Genomic DNA, 17,198 nt, shown 5'->3' with positions numbered 1-17,198 from the left:
CCGAGGGCGCTGGGACCCCTGGCCGGGCGGCTCGCGGAGGGTGCCGTGTCCAGATGGCTCACGGCCTCACGCGTCGGTGCCCGACACGAGGGCGTCGTCCTTCCGCACCACGCACAGGGCCCAGATGATGAACCCCGAGATGGCGATCATGACGACCGACCAGACCGGGTAGTACGGCAGGGAGAGGAAGTTGGCGATGATGACGAGCCCGGCGATCGCCACCCCGGCCACCCGTGCCCACGTCGCGGCCTGGAACAGCCCGAGACTGACGATCACGGCGACGACGCCGAGGGCGAGGTGGATCCAGCCCCAGCCCGTGAGGTCGAACGCGAAGGTGTAGTTCCTCGTCGTGACGAAGATCTCGTCCTGGGCGATGGCCGCGATGCCTCTCATGATGGCGAGGATTCCGGTGATCATGAGCATGACGGCTCCGAAGGCCGTCAGACCGGTGGCCCACTCCTGTCTGACCGGGTGCGTCCCGGGTGCGTGTGCGGCGGTCATCCTGTTACCTCGTTTCCGTGGTGTGACCGGTGGTGCCGGTCGGGCGCCCCGAGGGGGCCGCCCCGGTCAGGACCAGTTCCTTCGCCCTGCGGAACTCGTCCTCCGTGATGTCGCCGCGGGCGCGGATCTCGGAGAGCCTGGCGAGTTCGTCGACGCTGCCGGTCCGGCTCGCGCCGCCTGCGGCGGTCTCCCGGATGTACTGGTCCATCGCCTGCTGCTGTGCCTGCGCCTGGGCGATCTCCCGGTGGCCCATCCCCTTGCCGCGGGCGATCACGTAGACGAACACGCCCAGGAAGGGCAGGACGCAGACGAACACCAGCCACCCGGCCTTGGCCCAGCCGTTGAGGGAGTCGTCACGGAAGATGTCGACGATGATCCGGAAGAGCAGGATGAACCACATGATCCACAGGAAGACCCAGAACACGGTCCAGAAGGCGCTCAACAGCGGATAGTCGTAGGCGAGATACGTCGGCGCGCTCATGTCTGTCCTCCATCCCCGGCCTGCGCCCGGCGGGCGCCGTATGCCGTTCTCAGCGTGCCCACGGCAAACCCGGGCGGCCTCACCCGAGGCGGGTGAACTGCCCCGGTGCCCGCCGGGCGGGCCGTACCGCCCACGGACGTCACCGGTCGGTTCCGGTGCGGTGGTGGCGGGAGGCGACGGCCGTCCGGTACCAGGCGGAGGACGCGACCGCCTCGCCCAGCGCCAGGCCCGACACGGCGACCAGGAAGACGGACACCAGCCAGGACAGGAAGGTGAAGACGAGGCCGAGGGGGCCGAACTCCGCCAGGCTGCGATGCGTGGCCGTGGGCATCAGCAGGCGGGCGGCCCAGCTCAGGACGACCGTGCCCGTCCCGGCCAGCACGGCTCCCGGCAGCAGGCTGGGCCAGCCGATCCTGCCGCCCAGCAGCAGGTGCTGGGACCACCACCACAGCAGGGTCGCCGACAGGACGGACAGCACCAGGCCGGGCACCGTGCCCAGGCCGAAACCACTGCGCAGCGGGGCCTGGACCAGCAGGACGGCGAGCCAGACGAGCAGCCAGACCAGCCAGCGCCAGACGGCCCCCGCCCCCAGACGGGCGCGGGGCAGGTGCCAGCAGCGCTCGCACACCGCCTGGAGCGCCCGGCTGACCGCCGTGGCCGAGGCGAGGGTGACGAGCGCGCCCACGACTCCGACGGAGTTCCGCGTCGGCCCGGTGGCGGCGAAGGTACGGCGTACCTCTTGCATGGCGTCGTCGGAGATCCCCAGAACCGCGCGGAGGGAGTGGGCGAGGAGGTTCTGCACCCCGCTGGGCGCGAACGCCGCCACCGCCATCAGCAGCGGCAGCGCCGTGAGGAAGGTCTGAGCGGCCAGCCGCACGGCGCCGTCGACGATGCGCAGTGCCGACAACCGGGGCAGCAGTTGCGCCACGGGCCCCGATCGGAGGGTGGTTCTCACCCGCTGCGCCCGTCCGCCGCCGGGGCGCGGAGCGGGTGCGGGTTTCCCGGCCCATGGCTGACGGAATCGGCCGGCCATGGCTCACGGGGACTGCCGTCGTCGCCCGGGTTCGCCGACGGCGCTCACCGCCTGCGGAGGGCCCGCTGCGGCGGCGAGCACGGCGACGACGGCCACGGCGACCAGGACCGGGCGGTGCGCTGATGCCACCGCGCCGCCGGCTTCCTGGGCTCCGCCGGAGGCCGAGGGCCCGGGAGCCGGCGGGGCTCCACCGGGGCACGACGGCCCAGGCATCCTCCGGGACCCACCGGCGTACGACGGCCCACGCCTCTCGGAAGCCCCGCCCACCTGCGGCGACCCAGGAACCTCCCAGCCCGGGCCCGACGCCCCGGAGACCTTTGAAGCCCCACCGGCGTGCGGTGACGCAGGCACCCCCGAAGCCCCGACCGCGTCCGAGAGGCCCGGCATCCTCGAGGACCCGCACCAGGGCGGCGAAGCCGGGACGCCGTTCGCGGGCATGGAGGCTCAGGACCTCTCGGTGGATCCGTGCCGTGCCGGGCCACGGGCCCTTCGGACGGCGGAGCGCCACGCGAGGGCGACCGCCGCCTCGAGGAGGCCCAGCAGGATCAGCCACAGGCCGAGCAGCCGGGTGAGGGCGCGGGCCGACTCGGCCGGCAGGGCCAGTACGACGATCCCCGCGACGATGCCGAGCACCGCCGCGGCGAGGACGAAGCCGCGGTGGGGCAGATCCTTGGTCGCCAGGGCCGTGTGGAGGGTGAGTACGCCGGACACCAGCCAGAGGGCCCCGACGATGACCGAGAGCGCGGTGATGGTCTGCAGCGGATTGCGCAGGCACAGCACCCCGGCCAGGACGTACAGCACGGCGACCAGCAGCCCGGCAAGCCGCTCGCCGTGCCCCTCCGGGGCGAAGGACGCGACGAACCGGAAGGCCCCGACCACGAGCAGGTACAGGCCGATGATGACGGCCAGCACGTGCAGGGTCTCGTCCGGCCAGACCAGGATCAGGATGCCCGGTACGAGCGTCGCGACCGCCGATCCCAGGATCCACGTCCAGGAACGCCCGAGTGCCGCCAGCGCCCATGCGGCGTCGTCGCCCTCCGGGCGGTGGTCCGCCCCGCCGGGCACGTAGTCCGGTCCGGTGGGCGATGCCGGATCACGCGGCATGGTCATGGCTCCTCCTGACGTGATCGAGCGAATCGCCTCCGGACCGCCGGCGGGGCGGTGTGGGGGGACCTCACCGGGCCAGCGTGCCGCGCGCCGCCGGCCGGGGGATCACCCCCGGCGGGTGATCCATGCGCGGCGCACGGGCGATGAGGTGGAAGCCGAAAAGAGGCACCGGAACGGCGCCGGCAGAGGCACCGGATGAGCGATCCGCCGGCTGTCCGGGCGGACGGCGCGCGGCACTGGGCCGGGCCCGGCCCGTGGGCGGCGGGCGGTGGGCGGTGGGCGGCACGAGCCGTGGCGCGTGCGTGTTCGTCGCGACGGGGCCCGTCACCGCGTGCCGGCCCGCTGCGCCCGGACGGGGGCCGCACGGCCGGCTCTGCGACCGTGCTCGCCGCATCCGGCCCGCTCGTGATCGTCGTGGTCGGGCTGAAGTCCGCAAAGGCCGGGCCGCGACGCCGGCGCTGTACGTGGTCCTGTTGGTGGTCCTGTTCGTGGTCCTGTTCGTGGTCCTGTCCGCCGGTGTCCGCCAGGGCCGGAGCGTCGCACGGGGCTCGGTCGGCGAACCGCCGACCAGGGTGGACGCCCTGCAGGGATGCCGCGGCCGGATGCTGCCCAGGAGGTGTCGCGATGACCGTACCGAGCCCGTTCGAGGCGAGGCCGACGCCGGCCCAGAGAGCGTCGTACGGCAGGAACGCACGCAAGCGTGCCCCGCGCTCCTGCCACGGATCGTTCGAGGCCGGGCCGCGCCGGCCGGATCCGGTGGAGGTGCTGGAACGGCAGTCGGCCACCCGGGTGCCGGAGCTGGTTCCCCTCCGCTACGGCCGGATGCTCGAGTCCCCGTTCCGTTTCTACCGGGGTGCGGCGGCGGTCATGGCCATGGACCTCGGCCCCCTTCCGGACACCGGTCTGACCGTGCAGCTCTGCGGCGACGCCCACCTGCTGAACTTCCGGCTGCTGGCCTCGCCGGAGCGCCATCTCGTCTTCGACCTCAACGACTTCGACGAGACGTTGCCCGGGCCGTTCGAGTGGGACGTCAAACGGCTGGCGACCAGCTTCGTCATCGCGGCCCGTGCCAACGGCTTTCCGGCCGGGGACCAGGACAGGGCGGTGGAGACGTGCGTGCGGGCCTACCGGCAGCGGATGCGCGAGTTCGCCGGCATGGGCACGCTGGACATCTGGTACGCGCAGGACGACGCCGACCGCCTGCGGGAACTGCTGGCCTCGTCGATGGACAAGGAGAGCAGGCGGCGTACCGCCGAGGCGGCGGCGCGGGCCCGGACCCGTACCTCGCTCCAGGCCTTCGCGAAGCTCACCCGCGTCACGGCCGAGGGCCGGCGGATCGCCGCGGACCCGCCCCTGGTCACCCCGCTGCGGGATCTCCTGCCGCAGCCGTCCGGGAGCGGGCAGGAGCAGGAGCTGCGGACCGTCCTGGAGGCGTACGCGCGGACCCTGCCCGCCGAGCGCCGGCATCTGCTGGGCCACTACCGCCTCGTGGACATGGCCCGCAAGGTCGTGGGCGTCGGCAGTGTCGGCACCCGCTGCTGGATCCTGCTGCTGCTCGGCCGGGACGACGACGATCCCCTGCTGCTGCAGGCCAAGGAGGCGCAGGAGTCGGTGCTGGCCGCGCACCGGGGCGGTGACCGCTTCGACAACCAGGGCCGCCGTGTGGTGACCGGACAGCGGCTGATGCAGACGTCCGGCGACATCTTCCTGGGCTGGACGCACGTCGTGGGGCTGGACGGGCAGGGCCGGGACTTCTACGTCCGCCAGCTGCGGGACTGGAAGGGCATCGCGCGGCCGGACACCATGCACCCCGCGCTGCTGCGCCTGTTCGCGCGGCTGTGCGGGTTCAGCCTGGCACGGGCCCACGCCCGCTCCGGCGACCCGGTCGCCATCGCGGCCTACCTCGGCGGCGGCGCCCGCTTCGACCGCGCCCTCACCGAGTTCGCGCAAGGCTACGCCGACCAGAACGAGCGGGACTTCCGGGCGCTCGGCGACGCCGCCCGCTCGGGCCGGATCCGCGCCCAGGACCTGTGACGGGCGCGCGCCGGGACACGCGCACAGGGCGAAAGGTTTCCGGTAGGGCGGTGCGGCCGGGTCACTGGGGTGCCTGGCGCATCTCCAGTACCCGGAGCCCCAGCGACCGGCAGCGGGCCAGCAGTCCGTACAGCTCCGCCTCGTCGACGACGGGGCCGTACAGGACCGTCTGACCGGACATCACCACGTGGTCCAGCTCCGGGAATGCCTTGGACAGCGCCTCGGACAGCTGTCCGTCGATGCGGATCTCGTAGCGCATGTGCTGCTCCCCGGCTCCCTGGGGCAGGCGGACGCGGACGGACTGCGTCCTTCCTGCGATGGTCCGCCCCGCACGTCGTGCGTGCCTTCACCCGCTACAGGTGACCCGGCGGCGCGGATCGTTCCGGGGGCGCGGATCGTTCCGGTCAGTGCGTCAGGGCGATCTTGAACGCGGTGATCAGCAGACCGAACAGCAGGTTCACCGACGCGGTGAGGGCCGTCAGCCGCCAGGAGGCACCGGCCCGCCGTGCCGCGGCCACCGACCAGCCCACCTGCCCGGCCACGGCCACCGCGAGCGCGAACCAGAGGGAGCCCGACACGTCGAGGCCCAGCAGGGGGCTGACGGCGACGGCGACGGCCGGCGGGAGGGCGGCCTTGACGATCGGCCACTCGTCCCGGCACACGTGCAGCACGGTGGCGCGGTCCAGGGCCCGCTGCGCCAGGCGTGCCCCGAAGAGCTGGGCGTGCACGTGCGCACACCAGAACACCACTCCGGTGAGCACCAGCAGCACCACCAGCTCCGTGCGCGGGAACGAACCGAGGCTGCCGGCGCCGATGATCACGGAGGCGGCGAGCATGGAGCCGTAGACGCCACCGGTGTAGTCGGCGTGGGCGACGCGTTCCGCCCTGCGCGAGCGAGCCGCGCGCTGCCCGGTGCCACGCGTCACGGGCGGCTTCGCGCCGGAGTGGTGGGGAGGCCTCACAGCAGCCGCAGTTCCGTCGCGCGGCGCACCGCGTCGGCGCGCCGGTTCACCGCCAGCTTGCGGTAGATGCTCTTGAGGTGGGTCTTCACGGTGTTCACGGACACGTAGAGGTCGGCCGCGATCTCCTCCGTGGACATCATCCGGGCCAGCCGCCGCAGGACGTCGCACTCGCGTCCGCTCAGCGGCTCGACGACGAGCGCCGGTGGCGGGCCCACCACGGGCTGCCCGGTGTCGCCCCGCCCGCCCGGGCCGGGTGCGAGCCAGCCCCGGGCCAGCGCGCCCGGACTCTCGGCGCCGAGCAGGGGGCGGATCCAGGGGCCGGCCTCCCGGAACGGCCGGCGCAGCTGCTCCCGCCGGGCGTCCAGGAGCGCCTGGGCGACGAGGCGGCGGGCGGTGGTGTCGTCTCCCGCCCGCTGGGCGGCCTCGGCCCGCACCAGGGCGGCCCGGACGGTCACCGCCGGACCGGGCCGGTCACCGCCGGGCAGGCTGTCGATCAGGTCCAGCGCCTCGTCGCCCCGTCCCGCCGCGAGCCGCGCCCGCGCCGCCTCCACCGCGCACGCCGAGCGGTGGTGTGCCGCGTGCTGCAGGACCTTCTCGGCCTCCTCCAAGGAGCCCTGCGCCCGATGGGCGGCGGAGGCGATCAGGGCCGCGTCGTCCTCCGCCCAGGGCGAGGTCACGGCCGCCGGGACCGCGCAGTCCGCCGCCTCCAGCGCGGCCCGGTTCTCTCCCCTGGCCAGCAGCAGACGTGCCCGGGTAAGGGCCCGGCTCGCCCGCATCACCGGGTCCTCGAGAACCGCGGGCGAGGCGGCGGTCTCCTCCAGGAGCGCCTGGGCCTGCTGGAGTTCGTCACGGTCGATGAGGACGGCGGCCAGGACCAGCCGGCCGATGCCGGAGCCCGACGGCGGGGGCAGGCCGTGGCGTTCCGCCTCCCGCGCCGCTTCCAGGGCCCGGTGCTCCGCCCGGCCGGGCCAGCCGTTCAGGTAGTCGATCAGCGCGAGGTGGCCGAGGCACTCCAGGCGGGGCAGTGCCATCGGGGCTCCGCCGCGGCGCCCGGCGACCGCCGACAGGCAGGCGCGCGCCTCCTCGAGGTGACCGGCCCACAGACGGGCGGAGCCCAGGTGGGTGAGGAGCAGGGCGGTGAGTTCGGGATGCTGCTCCAGGAGGTGCGCGGGCACCTCGTGGCTCAGGCTCCGCGCCGCCGCGGCGGCCTTCTCCGCTCGGTGCGGGGAACCCGTCAGCCGCGCCGCCAGGGCTTCGAGCAGGGCGCAGCTCAGCCGGGCCGCGACCGGGCCGGAGCCGCTGCGGTCCAGGACCTCCTCGGCGCGGTGCAGATGGTGCAGGCCCGGTTCGAGGTCACCGTGGGCGAGCTCACGGGCCGCGCGGACCAGGTCGGCGGCCGGCCCAGGGGTCTGCGGGCTCATCCGCGCGAACAGGGCGGACAGGTCGTCGGAGCGCAGGCCGGTGAAGAGCTGTCCGATCGCCAGGTCGTCGACGACGGCGCCGGCGGTGAACTCCCAGTCGTCCGCGGCGGCCCCCTGGGCGAGCGCTTCGAACAGGGCCCCTGACCCTCTGAGCCACAGCGCGGCCCGGCGGCGCAGCTCGGGCTCCAGCCCGGGAGCGCTCTCGTGCAGGTGGGCGCGCAGGATCTCGGCGAACAGGGGATGCAGGCGGTACCAGGAGTGACCGAGGTACTGGACGAAGGCGTTCTGCCGGTACAGGGAGGCCAGGATCGGTCCGGCGTCGCTCCGGCGGGTCAGCGCGTCGACCAGCTCGGGGCAGAACCGGTCGAGGACGCTGATGCGCAGCAGCAGGTCCTGTGTGTCGGGCGGCTGGAGTTCGAGCACTTCGGCCAGGAGGAAGTCGGCCACCGCACTGCGGCTCGCCTCGAACTCCTTCGCGTACGTCTCGGGGTCCTCGCTCTGCCGGGCGGCCAGGGCGCACAGCCGCAGGCCCGCGGCCCATCCCTGGGTGCGCTCCACCAGGGCGCGCACGGCGCTCGCGGGCAGGCTGAGACCGTGCAGCGCGAGGAGTTCCGCGGCCTCCTCGCCCGTGAAGGAGAGTTCGGCGTCCCGGATCTCCGTCATCTCGCCGGACGCCCGGTACCGGTGGATCGGCAGCGGGGGGTCGGTGCGGGTGACGAGCACCAGGCGCACGCCCCGGGCCGCGTGGCGCAGCACGAACTGCAGTTGCTCGGCGATCTCCGGGGCGGTCACGCGATCGTATTCGTCGAGGACGAGGACCACGGGGCGCGCCCGCCGCTCCAGCCCGGCGGCCAGGCGGGCCAGCATCCCGCGGTCCACGCGGCCGGCCTCCGCCGGGCAGCCGACCTCGTCGGGCACCGGTACGCCGGCCAGGCGCAGGGCCTGCAGGACGTACGCCCAGAAAAGACCGGGGGCCTGGTCGGCCGGGCCGGTGGTGAGCCAGGCGACCGGGACGTCCAGATGCGCGGCCCAGTCGGCGACCAGGAGGGTCTTGCCCGCGCCGGCCGACCCGTTGACCATCGTCAACGGGGTCAGCATCGCCTCGTCGAGGTGGGTGACCAGCCGCTCGCGCCGCAGGAAGGTGGCCGGCCGGGCCGGCAGGGCGAAGCGGGCTCGCAGAAACGGGACCCCGGCGGGATCGACCACTCCGGGCCCCGGCATCACCGGCACCCGGTCGTCGTCGGTTGCGGCCATGGTGCTCACGTTCCGACTGTGGACAGGGTTTCCTCGGCCAGCATCTCACCGTTCGATCACCCGCGCGCGCCCACCGTGCGCCGCCGCCCTCGCCCCTGGGGCGTGCCGCACCCGCCCGCCAGGCCTCCGCCTCGACGGCATCCCGCTCGGAGGAACCACCCGCGGCGGGCGATGCGGCTGCCGTGCGCCCGGGCGTCCACTGGGGCAAAAGGCGCCGCGCACCGGGTCCGGGGCCGTTCCAGACAGGGATACCGCTCATGTGCCGTTGGCTCGCCTACTCGGGTACGCCCGTGCTGCTCGAGGAGGTCCTCTACCGCCCGAAGCATTCGCTGATCGACCAGAGCCTCCACGCGCGGATGGGCGTCGAGACGACCAACGGCGACGGCTTCGGCGTCGGCTGGTACACGGAGTCCGTACCCGCGCCGGCCGTCTTCCGTGACATCGGCCCGGCCTGGAGCAACCGGAATCTCCGGGAGATCGCGGCCCACGTCCGCTCGCCGTTGTTCTTCGCCCATGTGCGGGCCTCCACCGGAACGGCCGTGCAGCAGACCAACTGTCACCCCTTCCGGCACGGCCGCTGGATGTGGATGCACAACGGCTCGATCGCGGATTTCGCCCGGCTCCGCCGCGACCTCGCCCTCGCGGTCGACCCCTCCCTGTTCCCCGCCCTCGAAGGCACGACGGACTCCGAGATCATGTTCCATCTGGCTCTCACCTACGGACTCGACGACGATCCACCCGCCGCGGTGGCCCGTATGGCGGGCCACGTCGAGCAGGTGGGGCACGAGCACGGTGTGGAGCACCCCCTGCAGATGACGGTCGCGGTGACCGAGGGCGAACGGCTCTGGGCCTTCCGCTACTCCAGCACGGCCGCCTCGCGGTCGCTGTACTACAGCAGCAGGGTGGACGACCTGCGCGCCCTCCACCCCGACGTCACGTTCCTGAGGGACGTCTCGGACGACACCCGCCTGGTCGTCTCGGAGCCACTGGGCGATCTCCCCGGTGCCTGGAACGAGGTGCCCGAGAGCAGTTACGGCGTCGTCCAGCCGGGACAGGACCTGCTCGGTGATTTCCAGCCCGACCGGGGGTAGCCACCGCCCCGCCGTGACAGGTGCCCCGGTCGGGATCCGCGCCGGCCGGGACCGGGGCGCGCTCGGTCGTCGGTCAGGTCAGGGCCCCGCCACCGCGATGGGGCCCTGATCCCTTCAAGCTCACGATCACGGTGGACACCACGGCGGTCCCGGCGAAGCTGCCCAGCGCGACCAGCCCGACGCCGACCACGAAGAGGCCGCTGGCGTCGTCGGACCAGTCGTAGTAGGCGGCCAGGGTCAGGCCGAGCGTGGTGCCGAGCACGGCACCGGGGACGTGCCGCCGGGAGGCCGCCCAGTACACGGGGGCGATCAGGGTCAGCACGAGCCCGATGACCTGCCAGGCCTGGTACGGGCCGCTCGTCGTGCCGTCGGGGTGCACGTCGGCGTGCTGGTCCCAGCCCAGCCAGGCGGCCCACAGCGCGACCGACGCCGCCGCCGGGACGAGGATCGACAACAGGTGCGATACGGGTTTCTGGATTCCTTGGCGCATGCTCCGAGCGTCCCGGCCGGGCCGGCCGTGGAACAGGGCGCAGGTACTCAGCTCGTGCCGAGTATCTGCGCCCTGTCCGAGCACCTGGGGCCGGGCCCGTCCGCGAGGGACGCTCAGTCGAACGCGGCGGCGAACATGCCGGGCTCGTAGGAGCCGCCCCGCTGGTGCACGATCACGGCGAGCCGGTTGGCCGCGTTGATCAGGGCCACCAGACAGACCAGGGCGGCCACCTGGTCGTCGTCGTAGTGCTTGCGCACCTGCTCCCAGGTCTCGTCCGACACGCCGGTGTGGGCGTCGGCGAGCCGGGTGCCCTCCTCGGCGAGGGCCAGCGCGGCCCGCTCGGCCTCGGTGAACACGGTGGACTCGCGCCAGGCGGCGACGAGGTGGAGCCGTGCGGCGCTCTCCCCGGCGGCTGCTGCCTCCTTGGTGTGCATGTCGATGCACCAGCCGCACCCGTTGATCTGGCTGGCGCGCAGCGAGACCAGTTCCTGGGTGGACTTCGGCAGCGGCGATCGCTGGATCACCAGGCCGGTGTTCGCGAACCGCTTGGCGAAGTTGGCGGCGACCTCGTTCTCGAACAGGTTGAATCGGGCGGCGTCCATGTCGTCCTCACTCGGTGTCTCGGTGTGCTGGACGACCACAAGATGCCGACGGCCGGCCGGCTGTGACGGGCCCACGATGTGACCTGCGCCACCGCGCCGGGCTGTCACAGACCCGGGGCGGGCGGCGTCCTGTGCACGTGAGGTCGTCCAGAGGAAGCAGGCGGGAGCAGGGGATGAGCAGCGAGGACGTACCGAGGGGCGCGGACCCGGCCACGGAGGCGTTCGTCGCCCATCGCAACCTGCTGTTCACCGTGGCCTACGAGATGCTCGGCTCGGCCGCCGACGCGGAGGACGTGCTGCAGGAGACCTGGCTGCGGTGGGCCGGGGTGGATCTCGCGGCAGTGCGGGACCGGCGGGCGTACCTGGTGCGGATCACCACCCGCCAGGCGCTGAACCGGCTGCGCACGCTCGGCCGCCGCAAGGAGTCCTACGTCGGCTCCTGGCTGCCCGAGCCGCTGCTGACCGCGCCCGACGTGGCGGAGGACGTGGAGCTGGCCGACAGCGTCTCGATGGCGATGCTGCTGGTGCTGGAGACACTGGCGCCGACCGAACGGGCGGTGTTCGTGCTGCGCGAGGTGTTCGACCTCGGCTACGACGAGATCGCCGACGCCGTCGACAAGAGCCCGGCGGCCGTGCGCCAGATCGCCCACCGCGCCCGCGCGCACGTCGCCGCGCGCCGCCCGCGCGGGGCCGTCTCCCCGGCCGAGACCCGGGACGCGCTGGCCGCCTTCCAGCAGGCGATCGAGACGGGGGACCTCCAGGGCCTGCTCGACATCCTGGCCCCGGACGTCGTCCTCATCGGCGACGGCGGCGGGGTCAAGCAGGCCGTCCTGCGCCCGATCCTGGGCGCCGACAAGGTCGCCCGCCTCCTCGTCGCCGGCCTCCTCAAGGTCTCCGCCACCGCCACCCTCAGCCCCACCCACGTCAACGGCCACCCGGCCCTCCTCCTCCGCATGGCCGGCGAACTCGACAGCGTCCTCGCAGCCCGTATCGACCACGGCCGCATCACCGGCCTCTACGCGGTCCGCAACCCGGAGAAGCTGTCCCACATGCAACACGAGACGACGTTGCGGCGCTGAGCGCGCTTTCCGTCTCCGCGGGGTGAGCGGCGGCGCAGTGGCTATGCCGGGCGTTTGCGAGAGGTTGTCTTTTTGGCCTGGGTCTTCTTGGCGGGGGGTTTCTCGGTGGACTTGGAGGTCGTCTTCGCCGTCGTCTTCTTCTTCGTCGTGTCGGAGGTCGTCCTGGCCGTGGTCTTCTTGGCGGACGCCGTCTTCTTCGCCGTCGTGGACGTCGACTTCTTGCCGCCCGCCTCCTTGGGCGTCGTGCGGCGGCCGGACAGGGCTCTGACCTCGGCGTGTTCGGCGGGTTCCGCGCCGCGGGACTCGCGGGCCTCGCGCACGCTCTTCTCCAGGGCGGCCATCAGGTCCAGCACCTTGCCGCCGGCGGCCGGCTCGGGGGCCTCGGGCGGGGACTCGCCGGCCGCCTTCGCCGCGATGACCTCCTCCAGCGCCTCGCGGTACTCGTCGTGCAGGTCCTGCAGGTCGACCTCGCCGAGGGTGTCCATCAGGGCGTCGGCGAGGTCCAGTTCCTTGTCGCGCACGGTGACGTGGGCGTCCGGCGCGAGGCCCTCGGGGGCACGGACCTCGTCCGGCCAGAGCAGGCCGTGCATGGCGATCGCGTCGCCGACCACGCGGAGCATGCCCAGCCGCTCCCGGCCGCGCAGGGCGTACTTGGCGATGGCGACCTTGTTGCTGCGCTTCAGGGCCTCGCGGAGCAGGGTGTACGGCTTGGCGGCGGGAGCTCCGCTCGCGGCGAGGTAGTAGGCGGCATCCATCTGGAGCGGGTCGATCCGGTCGGCCGGGACGAAGGCGACGATCTCGATCGTGCGGGCGGTCGGGATCGGCAGGTGGGACAGGTCCTCGTCGGTGATCGGGATGATCGTGCCGTCCGCGTCCTCGTACGCCTTGCCGATCTCCGCCTGCGTGACCTCGCGCTCCTCCAGTTCGCACACCTTGCGGTAGCGGATGCGGCCGTTGTCCTCGGTGTGGATCTGGCGGAAGGAGATCGAGTGGCTCTCGGTGGCGTTCACCAGCTTGATCGGGATGCTGACGAGACCGAAGGAGATGGCGCCGTTCCAGATGGATCGCACGTGCCGCACCCTTCCTTGCGATTCATGGTGTTACGTAGGTGATTGTCTGGGATTGTCATCCTATGACGCCTATCACAGAGGTGGAGGGGCGACGGGTCGCGCTCAGCAACCTGGAGAAGGTGCTGTATCCGCAGACCGGCTTCACCAAGGGGGAGCTGCTGCACTACTACGCGACCACCGCCGGGGTGCTGCTGCCGCACCTGCGCGACCGGGCCGTGTCCTTCCTGCGGTATCCGGACGGGCCGGACGGCCAGCTGTTCTTCACCAAGAACGTCCCGCCGGGTACGCCCGACTGGGTCACGACCGCCGAGGTGCCGCGCTCGTCGTCCGAGGAGCCGGCCCGGATGGTCGTGGTGCAGGACCTGCCCAGCCTCGTGTGGGCGGCGAACCTCGTCACCGAGTTCCATACGCACCAGTGGCTCGTGCAGACCCCGGAGGAGGCCGACCGGCTGGTCTTCGACCTCGACCCGGGGGCGCCCGCGACCATCGTGCACTGCTGCGAGGTCGCGCTGTGGCTGCGGGAGCGGCTCGCGGCGGACGGCATCGAGGCGTACGCCAAGACGGCCGGCTCGAAGGGGCTGCACCTGCTGGCCGCGGTGCGCGGGAGTTCCTCGGAGCGGACGAGCGAGTACGCGAAGGCGCTGGCCGTGGAGGCCGAGCGGGCGATGCCGCGGCTGGTGGTGCACCGGATGACGAAGAGTCTGCGGCCGGGGAAGGTGTTCGTGGACTGGAGCCAGAACGCCGGGCGCAAGACCACGGCCACGCCGTACACGCTGCGGGCGCGGCGGGCCCCGCTGGTGTCGGCGCCGGTGACGTGGGAGGAGGTCGAGGAGTGCCGGAGCCCGGGGCAGCTCGAGTTCGTCGCGGAGGACGTGGCGCCCCGGGTGCAGGATCACGGGGATCTGCTGGCGGGGCTGCTGGACGGGGGGAAGGCGGCCGCGCTGCCGTGACCCCTGCCGGGCCGGCGGCGAACGCCGGGTCTCACACCCGCTCCCACGTCCTGCGGTCCCGTGCCATCGCGTGCAGCGCCTCCACGTCCGCCGGTTTCAGTACGCCGCCCAGCCGGGCCAGGGAGGGCAGGTCCGCGTCCTCCAGCACGCGGACGCCGCGCGGCGGGGCGGTGATGCGTATGTCGGCCGGGGCCAGCAGCGCCAGGACCGGGTGGACCTCGGCCGTCAGGGCGTAGGAGGCGCGGTCGGTGTCCGCGCGCAGGCCCCGCAGCAGCGGCTCGGGGGCACGGCGGCCCACGGTGACCGCCGGGTCGGCGACCAGGACCCGCTGCTTGCGGGCGTACACGGCGTGCACGGCGTAGAGGCCGCCGGGGCCGATGAGCAGGTGGTGGATGCGGGCGCCGCCGGGCAGGGGCAGGGAGTGCAGGGTGTGCCAGCCCGCGCCCTCCAGCCGGTCCAGGGCCTCGCCGACGGTCTGCTCGGCACTCAGATCGCGCCGGCGCGGGTCGGGGCGGAGCCGGTGGGCGGGTCCGGGCTCCCGCTCCAGGGCGACGAGCAGGGCCTCGCCGGGGCGGTTGGGCGCGAGGTCGTCGTCCGGATGCAGGGTCAGCCGGGCCAGTTCGGCGGGGGTCGGGACCGGGGGCGGTCCCACGGTCACCGGGCCGGTCAGGAACGGCCTCAGGGCTTCGAGCACGTCCGCCCGGTCGGCCTCGGAGAGCAGGTTCACCCGGCCCGTCTCCCGGTCGTACCAGGCGACGTTCCCTCCGTCCGGGCCGCAGACGTACAGCCGTTCGTGGCCGTGCCTCCAGGTCGGCACCACGCGCAGTCCGCTCATGCGCCATCACCCCTCGACCATGGGAACAGGCACGGCGCTTCCACGGCAAGAACCCGGGTGCCCACGAGAGGGGCCCGGGAAGAGGTGCCGCTCCTCCCGGGGCGGCCGCCGGGTAGCCTCTCCCCCGGCAGGGGCGCGAGTGCGCAAAACGGACTTCCCTACGAATTGCGCATAGGGTGTACGGGCCCGTGCCCCCCCGTCCCCCAGTCCCTCCTCTCATGGCCCCCAGGAGTCCCGTGTCAGCCCGTCGTCCCGCGCGCACCGCGCTCGCCGCGGCCGTCGTCGCCCTGCTGGGGGCGACGACGGCGGCCTGTGGGGACCAGGGCGGGCTGCAGGGCGCCGGGTCGACGCCGACCGCCGTCAGCCCGGCGCGGCTGTGGCCCGATCTGCGGCCGGCGTCGAGCCCGGCCTATCCGTACGACGTGGCGACCCGGGAGACCGTCAAGGCTGTCACGGTGCCCGGCGACGACATCCGCAGGGTGCGGCCGGTGGACGTGGTCGAGGCGGAGTTCGCCGCTCACCCCGACGACTACGGGTCGAAGGGGGCCTACCACGCGACCGTGGACCGCATGAAGGAGTGCGCTCCGGGCGGGGGCGGCGCGCGGTGCCCGCTGCTCAAGGCGTACTACCGGGACCTGACGGGGGACGGCCGCGCCGACATGACCCTCGGTTTCCGGCTGTACCCGACCAATCAGACGGCGGTACGGGTGTACACGGTCGAGCACCACCGGCTGGTGCAGGTGCTGGCCGACAACGACGCGATCATCGGGGTCGAGCTGGCGGGCCGGGCGCTGATCGAACGCTCCCCGGCCGGCATCTCCGGGTACGAGTACCGGACCACCTGGACCTGGGACCCGGACCAGCGGGCCATGGTGTTCTCGCGGGACGAGTTCCTGCGCACGGGCCGGGGACGGCACAGCCATCAGCCGGGCACGCCCTCCCCTTCCGCCTCCTCGTCGCCGTCCTCGTCCGCGAGCGGGCGATGAGGATCGCGCTGCCCCAGTGGGCCGGGGCCCTCGCCACGAAGGCGTCCGCGTTCCTGATCGTGATGTGCTGTGCGCTCGCCGCGCTGCTCGGCGTCCTGGTGCACGTGTCGGTGACCAACCAGACCGTCGGCCAGGCCCGGGACCTCGCGCTGTCCCGGCTGCAGAACGCGACGGAGGCGTACGAGGCCGGGGACGCCCTCATGCCCGACGCCGGGGTGGATCCGCCGGGGCTGCCCGCGCCGCTGCGGAGACTGGCGCTGGCCGGGGAGCGCGGCACGATGGTGGACGGGCACCGGGGGCAACCCACCATGTGGGCGGCGGGCCCCGCCGACGGCCACCGGGCGCTCGCGGTGGAGGTCGACTACTCGCAGCAGTCCCGCACGATCGAGGCGCTCGACCGGTCCATCCTGTGGTCCTCGGCCCTGGCGATCGGGGCGACGGTGCTCGTCGGCGCGTTCGCGGTGACCCGGGTGACCAGGCGGCTGCACGCCACCGCGCGGGTGGCCCGGCGGATCAGCGCCGGCGATCTGGACGCCCGCGTGGACGACCCCCGGACGAAGGACCCGTCGCGCCCGCAGGACGAGGTGGCGACGGTGGCGGCCGCGCTGGACTCCATGGCGTCGAGCCTGCAGAGCAAGCTGCTGAGCGAGCAGCGGTTCACCGCCGACGTCGCCCATGAGCTGCGCACCCCGCTGACCGGGCTGCACGCGGCGGCGGAGCTGCTGCCGCCGGGCCGGCCGACCGAGCTGGTCCGGGACCGGGTGGCGGCGCTGCGCACGCTCACCGAGGACCTGCTGGAGATCTCCCGGCTGGACACCGGGCGGGAGAGGCTGGAGGTCGACACCGAGGAGCTGGGCGCGCTGGCCGAGCGGGTGGTGCGGGCCTCGGGGACCGACACCGAGGTGCGGATCCTGCGGGACGCCCGGGTGGAGACCGACCGGCGGCGACTGGAGCGGGTGCTGGGCAATCTGGTGGCCAACGCGCACAAGCACGGGGCGCCACCGGTGGTGCTGACGGTGGACGGGCCGGTGGTGACCGTGCGGGATCACGGCAGCGGGTATCCGGAGTACCTCGTCGCGCACGGGCCGCAGCGGTTCCGTACCGAGGGCGGGGCCAAGGGGCACGGGCTGGGGCTGACCATCGCGGTGGGGCAGGCGGAGGTGCTGGGCGCGCGGCTGGCGTTCGGCAATGCCATGGACGGGGGCGCGGTCGCTGTGCTGCGGCTGGGCGCTGAGGAGCGGTAGCGCCCCCACGCCACGCTGACCGTGCAAACGGAGCGCCGACTGACCTATTTCGGTAAGT

At 73.5% G+C, this 17,198-nt stretch carries 18 protein-coding genes; 6 read left to right on the top strand and 12 right to left on the bottom strand.

Translation table 11 applies throughout. The annotated features are described in order from the left end of the window. Window positions 1-66: 66 nt before the first annotated feature. The 5 genes from ACZ404_RS14535 to ACZ404_RS14515 form a co-directional block, all read right to left on the bottom strand. Complete coding sequence (locus ACZ404_RS14535) at window positions 67-501, bottom strand: DUF7144 family membrane protein (protein WP_468439564.1); 435 nt, start codon at window positions 499-501, stop codon at window positions 67-69. A 4-nt stretch (window positions 502-505) separates the two neighbouring features. After that, on the bottom strand, window positions 506-982 hold the full coding sequence (locus tag ACZ404_RS14530) for an SHOCT domain-containing protein (RefSeq protein ID WP_468439562.1): 477 nt from the start codon (window positions 980-982) through the stop codon (window positions 506-508). A gap of 139 nt (window positions 983-1,121) precedes the next feature. Beyond that, a complete protein-coding gene (locus ACZ404_RS14525; protein WP_468439560.1) occupies window positions 1,122-1,910 on the bottom strand; it encodes a ribonuclease BN in 789 nt (262 codons plus the stop codon). A gap of 108 nt (window positions 1,911-2,018) precedes the next feature. Continuing rightward, window positions 2,019-2,144, bottom strand: a complete 126-nt coding sequence (locus ACZ404_RS14520; RefSeq protein ID WP_468439558.1) for a hypothetical protein — start codon at window positions 2,142-2,144, stop codon at window positions 2,019-2,021. 315 nt (window positions 2,145-2,459) lie between these two features. Then, window positions 2,460-3,125 carry an HdeD family acid-resistance protein gene (locus tag ACZ404_RS14515; RefSeq protein ID WP_468439556.1) on the bottom strand — a complete coding sequence of 222 codons (666 nt, stop codon included), beginning with the start codon at window positions 3,123-3,125 and terminating at the stop codon, window positions 2,460-2,462. Between the two features lie 621 nt (window positions 3,126-3,746). Here ACZ404_RS14515 and ACZ404_RS14510 point away from each other — a divergent pair. Further along, entirely contained in the window at window positions 3,747-5,156 is a 1,410-nt protein-coding gene (locus ACZ404_RS14510; RefSeq protein ID WP_468439554.1) for a DUF2252 domain-containing protein, read from the top strand. A gap of 61 nt (window positions 5,157-5,217) precedes the next feature. On the opposite strand, the gene ACZ404_RS14505 is transcribed toward ACZ404_RS14510, so the two are convergent. The 3 genes from ACZ404_RS14505 to ACZ404_RS14495 form a co-directional block, all read right to left on the bottom strand. After that, window positions 5,218-5,415, bottom strand: coding sequence for a hypothetical protein (locus tag ACZ404_RS14505; RefSeq protein ID WP_468439552.1), 198 nt, complete (start codon window positions 5,413-5,415; stop codon window positions 5,218-5,220). 145 nt (window positions 5,416-5,560) lie between these two features. Further along, window positions 5,561-6,082, bottom strand: coding sequence for a hypothetical protein (locus tag ACZ404_RS14500; RefSeq protein WP_468439550.1), 522 nt, complete (start codon window positions 6,080-6,082; stop codon window positions 5,561-5,563). Between the two features lie 32 nt (window positions 6,083-6,114). Beyond that, on the bottom strand, window positions 6,115-8,793 hold the full coding sequence (locus ACZ404_RS14495; RefSeq protein ID WP_468439846.1) for a winged helix-turn-helix domain-containing protein: 2,679 nt from the start codon (window positions 8,791-8,793) through the stop codon (window positions 6,115-6,117). 257 nt (window positions 8,794-9,050) lie between these two features. Between ACZ404_RS14495 and ACZ404_RS14490 the strand changes: the two genes are divergently transcribed. Next, window positions 9,051-9,884 carry a class II glutamine amidotransferase gene (locus ACZ404_RS14490; RefSeq protein ID WP_468439548.1) on the top strand — a complete coding sequence of 278 codons (834 nt, stop codon included), beginning with the start codon at window positions 9,051-9,053 and terminating at the stop codon, window positions 9,882-9,884. 73 nt (window positions 9,885-9,957) lie between these two features. Here the strand turns inward: ACZ404_RS14490 and ACZ404_RS14485 are convergent, their stop codons facing one another. After that, window positions 9,958-10,374: a hypothetical protein gene (locus ACZ404_RS14485; RefSeq protein ID WP_468439547.1), complete on the bottom strand. Its 417-nt coding sequence runs from the start codon at window positions 10,372-10,374 to the stop codon at window positions 9,958-9,960. Between the two features lie 113 nt (window positions 10,375-10,487). Next, window positions 10,488-10,976 (bottom strand): carboxymuconolactone decarboxylase family protein, encoded by a 489-nt coding sequence (locus tag ACZ404_RS14480; protein WP_468439545.1) that lies wholly within the window; start codon window positions 10,974-10,976, stop codon window positions 10,488-10,490. A gap of 173 nt (window positions 10,977-11,149) precedes the next feature. On the opposite strand from ACZ404_RS14480, the gene ACZ404_RS14475 reads away from it, so the two are divergent. Further along, the gene (locus tag ACZ404_RS14475) at window positions 11,150-12,055 is read left to right on the top strand and encodes an RNA polymerase sigma-70 factor (RefSeq protein ID WP_468439543.1); all 906 of its coding nucleotides are present in this window, start codon (window positions 11,150-11,152) and stop codon (window positions 12,053-12,055) included. Window positions 12,056-12,096: 41 nt separating this feature from the next. Here ACZ404_RS14475 and ku read toward each other — a convergent pair whose 3' ends face one another. Beyond that, window positions 12,097-13,125, bottom strand: coding sequence for a non-homologous end joining protein Ku (gene ku, locus ACZ404_RS14470; RefSeq protein WP_468439541.1), 1,029 nt, complete (start codon window positions 13,123-13,125; stop codon window positions 12,097-12,099). Between the two features lie 62 nt (window positions 13,126-13,187). Here ku and ligD point away from each other — a divergent pair, with 62 nt between their 5' ends. Next, window positions 13,188-14,075, top strand: coding sequence for a non-homologous end-joining DNA ligase (ligD, locus tag ACZ404_RS14465; RefSeq protein WP_468439539.1), 888 nt, complete (start codon window positions 13,188-13,190; stop codon window positions 14,073-14,075). Between the two features lie 31 nt (window positions 14,076-14,106). On the opposite strand, the gene ACZ404_RS14460 is transcribed toward ligD, so the two are convergent. Beyond that, complete coding sequence (locus ACZ404_RS14460; protein ID WP_468439537.1) at window positions 14,107-14,910, bottom strand: nuclease-related domain-containing protein; 804 nt, start codon at window positions 14,908-14,910, stop codon at window positions 14,107-14,109. Between the two features lie 218 nt (window positions 14,911-15,128). Between ACZ404_RS14460 and ACZ404_RS14455 the strand changes: the two genes are divergently transcribed. After that, entirely contained in the window at window positions 15,129-15,896 is a 768-nt protein-coding gene (locus ACZ404_RS14455; RefSeq protein WP_468439535.1) for a hypothetical protein, read from the top strand. Beyond that, on the top strand, window positions 15,893-17,140 hold the full coding sequence (locus tag ACZ404_RS14450; RefSeq protein WP_468439533.1) for an ATP-binding protein: 1,248 nt from the start codon (window positions 15,893-15,895) through the stop codon (window positions 17,138-17,140). Before ACZ404_RS14455 ends, ACZ404_RS14450 begins: the two co-directional genes overlap by 4 nt. Window positions 17,141-17,198 lie beyond the last annotated feature (58 nt).

The organism is Streptomyces sp. NPDC030798 (assembly GCF_055572275.1).
This window is presented reverse-complemented; position numbering and strand designations above follow the sequence as displayed.

Coding starts and splice junctions, on each gene's coding strand:
- ACZ404_RS14535 (WP_468439564.1), bottom strand. CDS start 501: ATGACCGCCGCACACGCACCCGGGACGCACCCGGTCAGACAGGAGTGG.
- ACZ404_RS14530 (WP_468439562.1), bottom strand. CDS start 982: ATGAGCGCGCCGACGTATCTCGCCTACGACTATCCGCTGTTGAGCGCC.
- ACZ404_RS14515 (WP_468439556.1), bottom strand. CDS start 3,125: ATGACCATGCCGCGTGATCCGGCATCGCCCACCGGACCGGACTACGTG.
- ACZ404_RS14510 (WP_468439554.1), top strand. CDS start 3,747: ATGACCGTACCGAGCCCGTTCGAGGCGAGGCCGACGCCGGCCCAGAGA.
- ACZ404_RS14505 (WP_468439552.1), bottom strand. CDS start 5,415: ATGCGCTACGAGATCCGCATCGACGGACAGCTGTCCGAGGCGCTGTCC.
- ACZ404_RS14495 (WP_468439846.1), bottom strand. CDS start 8,793: ATGGCCGCAACCGACGACGACCGGGTGCCGGTGATGCCGGGGCCCGGA.
- ACZ404_RS14490 (WP_468439548.1), top strand. CDS start 9,051: ATGTGCCGTTGGCTCGCCTACTCGGGTACGCCCGTGCTGCTCGAGGAG.
- ACZ404_RS14485 (WP_468439547.1), bottom strand. CDS start 10,374: ATGCGCCAAGGAATCCAGAAACCCGTATCGCACCTGTTGTCGATCCTC.
- ACZ404_RS14480 (WP_468439545.1), bottom strand. CDS start 10,976: ATGGACGCCGCCCGATTCAACCTGTTCGAGAACGAGGTCGCCGCCAAC.
- ACZ404_RS14475 (WP_468439543.1), top strand. CDS start 11,150: ATGAGCAGCGAGGACGTACCGAGGGGCGCGGACCCGGCCACGGAGGCG.
- ligD (WP_468439539.1), top strand. CDS start 13,188: ATGACGCCTATCACAGAGGTGGAGGGGCGACGGGTCGCGCTCAGCAAC.
- ACZ404_RS14460 (WP_468439537.1), bottom strand. CDS start 14,910: ATGAGCGGACTGCGCGTGGTGCCGACCTGGAGGCACGGCCACGAACGG.
- ACZ404_RS14455 (WP_468439535.1), top strand. CDS start 15,129: ATGGCCCCCAGGAGTCCCGTGTCAGCCCGTCGTCCCGCGCGCACCGCG.
- ACZ404_RS14450 (WP_468439533.1), top strand. CDS start 15,893: ATGAGGATCGCGCTGCCCCAGTGGGCCGGGGCCCTCGCCACGAAGGCG.